Source organism: Acinetobacter sp. UBA2063 (assembly GCF_002333245.1).
GTDB classification, from domain to species: Bacteria; Pseudomonadota; Gammaproteobacteria; order Pseudomonadales; family Moraxellaceae; genus Acinetobacter; species Acinetobacter parvus.
The window spans coordinates 1-7,318 of the sequence record NZ_DDAH01000213.1; the positions used below are offsets into that span (position 1 = coordinate 1).

The following is a 7,318-nucleotide window of genomic DNA, read 5'->3' on the forward strand; positions in this document are numbered from 1 at the left end:
ATAACAGTGCGTAAGTCCTATATATTTATAAGGGTCTAGACTAGAGCCTTGTTTTTTTCCTGATTGTGTGAAAATAATCCATATGAAAAAGAAAGTTTGATAGCCTAATGAAAAAATATCTTTTAATTGTATTGGGATTGGCAATTGTTCCAGCAACTTACGCAATGCGGCAACAAACATTTAACGTACAACATGTTCAATATGAGGTCATCAAAATAGAGGATCTGAGACAGCTTAAATTGTTCCTAAAAAGTCCTAAGACAGATCGTTATTACCAGAAGTTTTCTAATATTAAACGGGAGTTGCCAAAATGTGCACAGTTAAATTTTGCCATGAATGCAGGGATGTATCATGCTGACTTTCAACCTGTTGGGTTATATGTCGAAAATGGAAAGCAAATAAATCAGTTAAATGAAGAAACAGGTTTTGGTAACTTCTTTATGCAACCGAATGGGGTGGTTGCCTGGAATGATCAACAAGCGGTGATTAAAACAACCACGGAATATAAGCATGATGGGTTTAAGCCTCAGTTTGCCACTCAGTCAGGACCTATGCTGGTAAATAATGGCAAAATGAATCGCCAGTTCTTGCCTGACTCAAATTCCTTAAAAATCAGGAATGGTGTGGGGATCAAGGATAATCAATTGTATTTTGTCATTTCGAAACAACGGGTCAGTTTCTATCAGTTTGCACAATTTTTTAAGCAACAACTAAAAGTGGATAATGCGCTGTATCTGGATGGTTCAATTTCAAGTTTATATTCGTCCCAAACTAAACGTCATGACAAGACTTTTAATTTAGGGCCAATTGTTGGGGAAGTGAGTCGGAAAGATTGTCCCTAATCCCATTTAAGAAATTAGGGAGAATTTTATTTTTATTGGATTGGTGGCTTAGTGAGTGCAAGTAATTCCTTGCGACTGTAGCCTCGGGAAATCAATACTTTTTTGATGCCTTTAATCACATCTTCATCTGTTGCTTTGACTAAAGCATCCAGTAGTTGTTCATTTGATTTGCAAGAATAATCATTTTCAACGCAAGAGGTTTGGTTCTTGTGTTCATTATATTGCTGATCTGCATTAAACAATTTTTGCCAAAAACTCATAGAGCCTTCATATACAACCTAACATAGATCGAAATATAGTCACTTTAAAATAAAATACAAGTCAGCTTAAGTGATAAAAGCAGCAGTTGAACTTCAGTTTTTTCGATGATTCTTTTTGTTTCTAACGAAATTATGACAGTAGAATGACTTGATCTTTGAAAAACATCATTTTTTTTAGTAAAAACTTTGAATAAAAATAGAGAGTTATGGAAATTCTCTATTTTAAATGGTTACTTTGCAATAATTTGTTTAAATTTTTTCGAGCAATACACCAGATTCCACATGATGAGTAAAAGGGAATTGATCGAACATCGCAAATTTTATAATACGATGTGTTTGACTGAGTATTTTTAAATTATCATGCAAGGTATCTGGATTGCATGAAATATAAAGAATACGCTTAAAGCCTTGTAATAGTTTCAACGTTTCGTCATCAATTCCTGCGCGCGGGGGATCGACAAATACCGTATCAAAGTCATAGCTTTGAATATCAATTTCGGCTTCTTGGAGGCGTCTAAACGCTCTTTCACCTTGATACGCCTGAGTAAACTCTTCAGCTGATAAACGTGCTACTTGAATATTATCAATTTGATTCTGCTCAATATTCCATTGCGCTGCGTAGACTGAAGATTTAGCAAGTTCAGTTGCAAGGACACGTTTAAATTTCAAAGAGAGTGGCAGGGTAAAGTTACCATTACCACAGTACAATTCTAATAGGTCTTTCTCAGAGCTTTCAGCAGCATCACAAGCCCACTCCAACATATGTTGGCACACTTGTGCATTGGGTTGTGTAAAGCTACTTTCAATTTGTTTGTATTTAAAAATACGACCATGAACATTGAGTTGTTCAACCACGTAGTCGTCACCAATAATCACTTTTTGGCCACGGCTACGTCCCATAATTTTAATATTCAGCTTTTCTGCTAAAGCGTTCGCAGCGATTTCCCAATCTTCATCTAAACGGCGATGATAAATTAAAGTCACCAACATTTCTCCGCTCAATGTGGCAAGGAAATCAGCTTCAAAAATACGTTCTGATAAAATAGGAATTGCTTTTAATTCTTCTAATAAACGTGGCATCAAATCATTGATGCTTTGATCCGCAATTGGGAACTCATCCACACGAATAACTTCTTTTTGTTTACCATCTTCAGCACGTTCAAACATGGCATAGAACAAATCATTTTCGGTATGCCAGAGACGGAATTCGGCACGCATACGGAAATGTTGTTCAGGTGATTGAAACACTTCTAAAGTTGGAGGGGTGAACGGCGCAAATTGTGTGGTAATGCGTTCAACTTTCTCTTGAAGTTGCTGTTGATAAGATAGGGTCATAAGCGTGAAAAATTACAAATTAAATTTAGGTGAGGATGGTAGCAAAAAATAGGGTGAGCGTGTGGTTAAACTTAATATTCAAATTGTTCATACAGTACATGAACAATTTAAATATGATTGAAAAGTGGTGTTTTTATGACTTGATCTTTAAAATAACTTTTCCTTTTGATCGTCCAGTATTGACATATTGCAGTGCTTCTTGGGCTTGATCAAAATCATGGATTTGATCAATGATGGGTTTAAGCTTTTCGGCTTCGTCCAATTGTGTGATTTGGGTTAATTGCGCTCCATTGGGCTGCATAAATAAAAATGAATAATCAATACCACGCTGTTTGGCTTTGCAACGGATTGACCAACTGAGTAGCGGAATCACTTTTTTGAGTAACCAATTTGCATGGATAGCTTCCGCAAAATTTAGATCAGGAGGTCCAGAAATACGGATGATTTGCCCACCACGTTTTAGTACATTCAGGGATTTTGTTAAAATCTTATCGCCTTGAGTATCAAAAACCACATCATAATCATGAAGTACTTGTTCAAAATCAGTCGTGGTGTAATCAATAATAATATCTGCACCTAAGGCCTTGACCCAGTGAAGTTTGTTTCTCCGTGGTAAATTCTGCAAAAGCACCGACCTGATCAGTTTTGGCGTAAACTTCATCACCGACTTTAAAGTTATTGACTTGATTGCCAATCCCAACAACGACTCCTGCCAAATCATGTCCTAGGATAAAAAAAGCCCAGTTCAATATGACTGGGCTTTTTATCTTCAAGTTTATAAAGAATTATAAACCTGATTCGTATTCTTCATTGGAAAGCAGTTTTTCAACATCAGCGATATTGTCTGGCTTGATCTTGTAAATCCAGCCTTTACCATACGGCTCTTCATTGACGAAATCAGGATCATCTTCAAGCGCAGTGTTTACTTCAACCACTATACCTGAAACAGGAGCATGAATGTCAGAAGCAGTTTTGACTGATTCAACAATACCTGCCTGTTCAGTTGCAATCACATGGCTGCCTACTTCTGGTGTTTCCACATAGACTAAATCGCCCAACTCATCCTGTGCATGGTCACTAATCCCCGTAACAACCAGGTCACCCTCAATTCTTACCCATTCATGCGTACGCGCATATTTCAAATTTGCTGGATGGTTCATGACAACTCCTTAACAATCTGTCTCATCATTTTTGTCTGGTTTTATACAGGTTTTTTGGTCAAAACAAAAGTATTTAAAATGAAGCACTTTGCAATATTATAAATAAGGGTCTTTACGCCAGTTGCTTGGGCTACGACCACTCCAGCGCTTAAAGGCACGGCTAAAGTTTGCCACATCAGAATAACCCAATTCATCTGCAATTTGTTCCAGACTATAATCTGTACGTGACAGCAGAGAAGTGGCATGACGATAACGCACTTCATCCACCAGTGTTGAAAAAGATGTACCCTCAGCTGCAAGCTGACGCTTTAAGGTGCGGTCAGACATATGCAGACGTTCAGCAACACTTTCAATACTTAAATAATGCTGTTCAGAATTGGTTAAAATATCACGGACACGCATGGCCAGACGGCGACGCTCGCCTAGAGCAGACAGTTCAGTTTCACACTGGTTAATGGCAATCTGGCTGGCAATTGGGTCAGCATTGACCATCTTTAAGCCAAGATATTTTTTATCAAAGCTGGAAATCAGATGTGGTTGGTTAAAGCGAATGGTACTGCTTAATTTATCCCTATATTTGTCAAAACCCGCAGGTTCAGGAAAATCCAGGTCAACATCACTTTTTAAATCTTCTATCCCTGTCAATGCTCTTGCCATGGTCATAATGCCGATGGTGAGGCCGAGAATAATTTCAGTGCGTAAAGGTTCAACTTCAATGTCACACTGCAACTGCAAGGTGGCTTTAGGTCCAAACGTAGAAAAATAGAGCTGTAAAAAAGGCAAGCGTAACTGAATAAAACGGCTTGCAAGTGCAATTGCATCGGTAATGTCATGCGCGGTCATAATGGCATAGCCAATGAAGCCATGAATTGAAATTCGCATTTGTGTACCTAAATGAAAGCCAAGCGTGCTTTCACCCGTTAGGCGCAAAGAATGCTTCACCAATTCATTTGCAATCGGTGTTGGAATTCGGTAATTTGGATCGGCCAGTTGCTCACTGGTTAAACGAAATGGAGCAAATAAGGTTTCATCGTTATATCCCCAACGAGAAACAACATCTAATAGCAATAAGCCATAGACGCCTGGTATGCCTTGATCTTGACGAGTTGAGGTTGTTTTCATGTGCTTTCCGTGGCGCTCATCAATTTTGCCAATATCTTTTAAACATATAAGTCTTAAACATCTTTACATGAAATAAAATTATCAATCATAAAAATTGTTGGACAAAGGAGTCACCTAATCGTTCAAAAATCAGGTTGGTTTTCTGAAGACCATAATTTTGGTTGTGGATATTAATAGCACATCCCCATGTTGGTTCAAAGCCTGAGTGACATAGCTGACGATACCACGATCAATTTTGGTTTTAGATGGCACAATTGCCGTAATTTCAATTTCAACATGAATTTTATCGCCAACACGTGTTGGACGGGGCCAGCGTAAACTGGACTCTGTGCCCAACAAACCACCTGCGACAGGAAAACATTCAGTCCATAAACGCATGGTGACTGCTGAGGTATGCCATCCACTCGCCGCCAAACCCTGAAAGATAGGATGCTGTGCGGCAGCTTCTTCATCCAGGTGAAAAGGTTGTGGGTCATATTGACCAGCAAACTGTTTCACCTCATCAAGTGTCATTTCATATTCACGGCTGATGAAATGATCTCCAACCTTTAAGTCTTCTAAATACAACATTATTCTGCGTCCTGAGTCACTCGCTGATCTACCAGGAAACCACCCGTTTGACGTTTCCATAGCTGAGCATACAAGCCATCATGAGTAATGAGCTGTTCATGTGTACCTTGCTCTGCGATTCTGCCTTGATCAAGCACAATGAGACGATCCATTTGGGCAATAGTAGATAAACGGTGTGCAATTGCAATAACCGTTTTGCCAACCATCAACTCATTTAAACTGCTTTGAATGGCTGCCTCGACTTCTGAGTCAAGTGCACTGGTAGCTTCATCCAAGATTAAAATTGGTGCATCTTTCAGGAAAACCCTTGAAATTGCAATACGTTGACGTTGCCCACCAGACAGTTTGACCCCACGCTCACCCACATAGGCATCAAAGCCAACACGACCTTTCATATCGGTTAGCTGTGAAATAAATTCTTCCGCTTTGGCTTTTCTGACAGCCTGTTGAATTTCAGCTTCAGTCGCATTGGGGCGGCCATACTTAATGTTTTCAGCAACCGTACGATGCAGTAGAGAGGTGTCCTGAGTCACGAGGGCAATATTAGCACGTAAGCTATCTTGTGTGACATCATGAATACTTTGACCATCAATCAAAATGCGACCTTGATTGAGCTTGTAGAAATGCAAGAGTAGTTGAATCAGGGTGGATTTTCCTGCTCCAGAACGCCCAACGATACCAATTTTCTCGCCTGGTTTAATGGTGAGATTGAAATGATCGATGACATTCTTTTGATTATAAGCAAAACTCACATCTTCAAAACGAATCTCACCATGTTGAACTTTGAGTTCAGTTGCATCTTTTTTGTCTTGAATCTGAATCGGTTTACCTAAGGTTTTCATGCCATCCTGAATGGTGCCGACATTTTCAAACAGCATGGTGACATGCCACATAATAAATTCTGCAAGACTATCCAGTTTTAATACCATTGCTGTGGTCGCCGCAATGACCCCAATGGCAGCCTGACCCTGCGTCCACAGCCAGACCGATGTGCCAATTACGCCAATAAACAGAAAAGCACTCAATAGGCGAATACTGATCTGGTATTTCACCCCCAGACGCATTTGCTTATACACCGTGACCATAAATTCCTGCATGGATTCTTTGGCATACTGGCTTTCACGGCCTGCGTGGGCAAACAGTTTCACCGTTTGAATATTGGTATAGGCATCAGTGACACGACCTGTCATCACTGCGCGCGCATCAGCCTGTTCCTGCGAAACTTTGCCCAGACGGGGAATGAAATAACTGGCAATCGCGATAAATAGAGCCAGCCATAAAATCAAAGGAATAATGAGTACAGGGGAGATTGAACCAAGTACCAGACTAATCGTAATAAAGTAGATCAGTACATAAACCAGCATATCACCCAGGATCATCCAGAATTCACGGACGGCCAAAGCGGTTTGCATCACCTTGGCTGAAAGGCGCCCTGCGAAATCAGTATGGAAAAAATCTAAACTTTGTTGAAGTAACAGGTTATGAAAGCGCCAGCGCAGACGCATTGGAAAATTACTGAATAAAACCTGGTGCTTGATAACAGATTGCAGACTGACAAAGAAAATATTGGCAAACAGAATGCTAATCAGAATGGTGAGATTTTGTTGGTTGGTCTCTAAAAAGGTATTGGGTTGGCTTTTAGTGAGCCAGTCAACCAGTTTTCCAATATAAGAAAAGAACAATGCCTCGAAACAGGCTGCGGCTGCAGTACAGGCAATCAGTAAAAACAGGAAAGGACGAACGCCTTTGGTGGCTTGCCAGACGAAAGCGAAAAACGTGGTGGGTAATGGTTTGTTTAAGTCTTTCGTTGGATATGGATCAACTAATTTTTCAAACCATTGCAGCATTACACTTTTCCTCTAATTCTAAAGTACTGATTCAGCTTCTGGATAGGATAGCAGAAAATTAATCTTGATAGATGAGAAAAGCGTATCTCTAAAAATGAGACATTTGTCCAGCCTAAAGCTTAGGTGATTTATTGAACCGTCAAGGACATCATATAGGACGGCGTCATACACGTACTTTAATG

General features: G+C 39.8%; 7 protein-coding genes and 1 pseudogene. 1 reads left to right on the plus strand and 7 read right to left on the minus strand.

Annotation, left to right across the window (positions count from 1 at the left end):
• Positions 1 to 107 precede the first annotated feature (107 nt).
• On the plus strand, positions 108 to 842 hold the full coding sequence (locus tag B4H32_RS10210; RefSeq protein ID WP_004680947.1) for a phosphodiester glycosidase family protein: 735 nt from the start codon (positions 108 to 110) through the stop codon (positions 840 to 842).
• A 32-nt stretch (positions 843 to 874) separates the two neighbouring features.
• Here B4H32_RS10210 and B4H32_RS10215 read toward each other — a convergent pair whose 3' ends face one another.
• The 7 genes and pseudogenes from B4H32_RS10215 to B4H32_RS10250 form a co-directional block, all read right to left on the minus strand.
• Positions 875 to 1,102, minus strand: a complete 228-nt coding sequence (locus tag B4H32_RS10215; protein WP_004680946.1) for a hypothetical protein — start codon at positions 1,100 to 1,102, stop codon at positions 875 to 877.
• Between the two features lie 249 nt (positions 1,103 to 1,351).
• Positions 1,352 to 2,437: a tRNA (uridine(54)-C5)-methyltransferase TrmA gene (trmA, locus tag B4H32_RS10220; protein WP_004680945.1), complete on the minus strand. Its 1,086-nt coding sequence runs from the start codon at positions 2,435 to 2,437 to the stop codon at positions 1,352 to 1,354.
• A gap of 133 nt (positions 2,438 to 2,570) precedes the next feature.
• Positions 2,571 to 3,171: pseudogene (locus B4H32_RS10225) on the minus strand (zinc-binding dehydrogenase); the annotation flags it as partial.
• Between the two features lie 51 nt (positions 3,172 to 3,222).
• Positions 3,223 to 3,597, minus strand: a complete 375-nt coding sequence (gene gcvH, locus B4H32_RS10235; protein ID WP_004758233.1) for a glycine cleavage system protein GcvH — start codon at positions 3,595 to 3,597, stop codon at positions 3,223 to 3,225.
• A 96-nt stretch (positions 3,598 to 3,693) separates the two neighbouring features.
• Positions 3,694 to 4,719, minus strand: a complete 1,026-nt coding sequence (locus tag B4H32_RS10240) for an AraC family transcriptional regulator (protein WP_004677822.1) — start codon at positions 4,717 to 4,719, stop codon at positions 3,694 to 3,696.
• A 129-nt stretch (positions 4,720 to 4,848) separates the two neighbouring features.
• Positions 4,849 to 5,289 carry a MaoC family dehydratase gene (locus tag B4H32_RS10245; protein ID WP_004677821.1) on the minus strand — a complete coding sequence of 147 codons (441 nt, stop codon included), beginning with the start codon at positions 5,287 to 5,289 and terminating at the stop codon, positions 4,849 to 4,851.
• Entirely contained in the window at positions 5,289 to 7,136 is a 1,848-nt protein-coding gene (locus B4H32_RS10250; RefSeq protein WP_286802836.1) for an ABC transporter ATP-binding protein, read from the minus strand. The genes B4H32_RS10245 and B4H32_RS10250 overlap by 1 nt, the downstream gene beginning before the upstream one ends.
• Between the last annotated feature and the right edge of the window lie 182 nt (positions 7,137 to 7,318).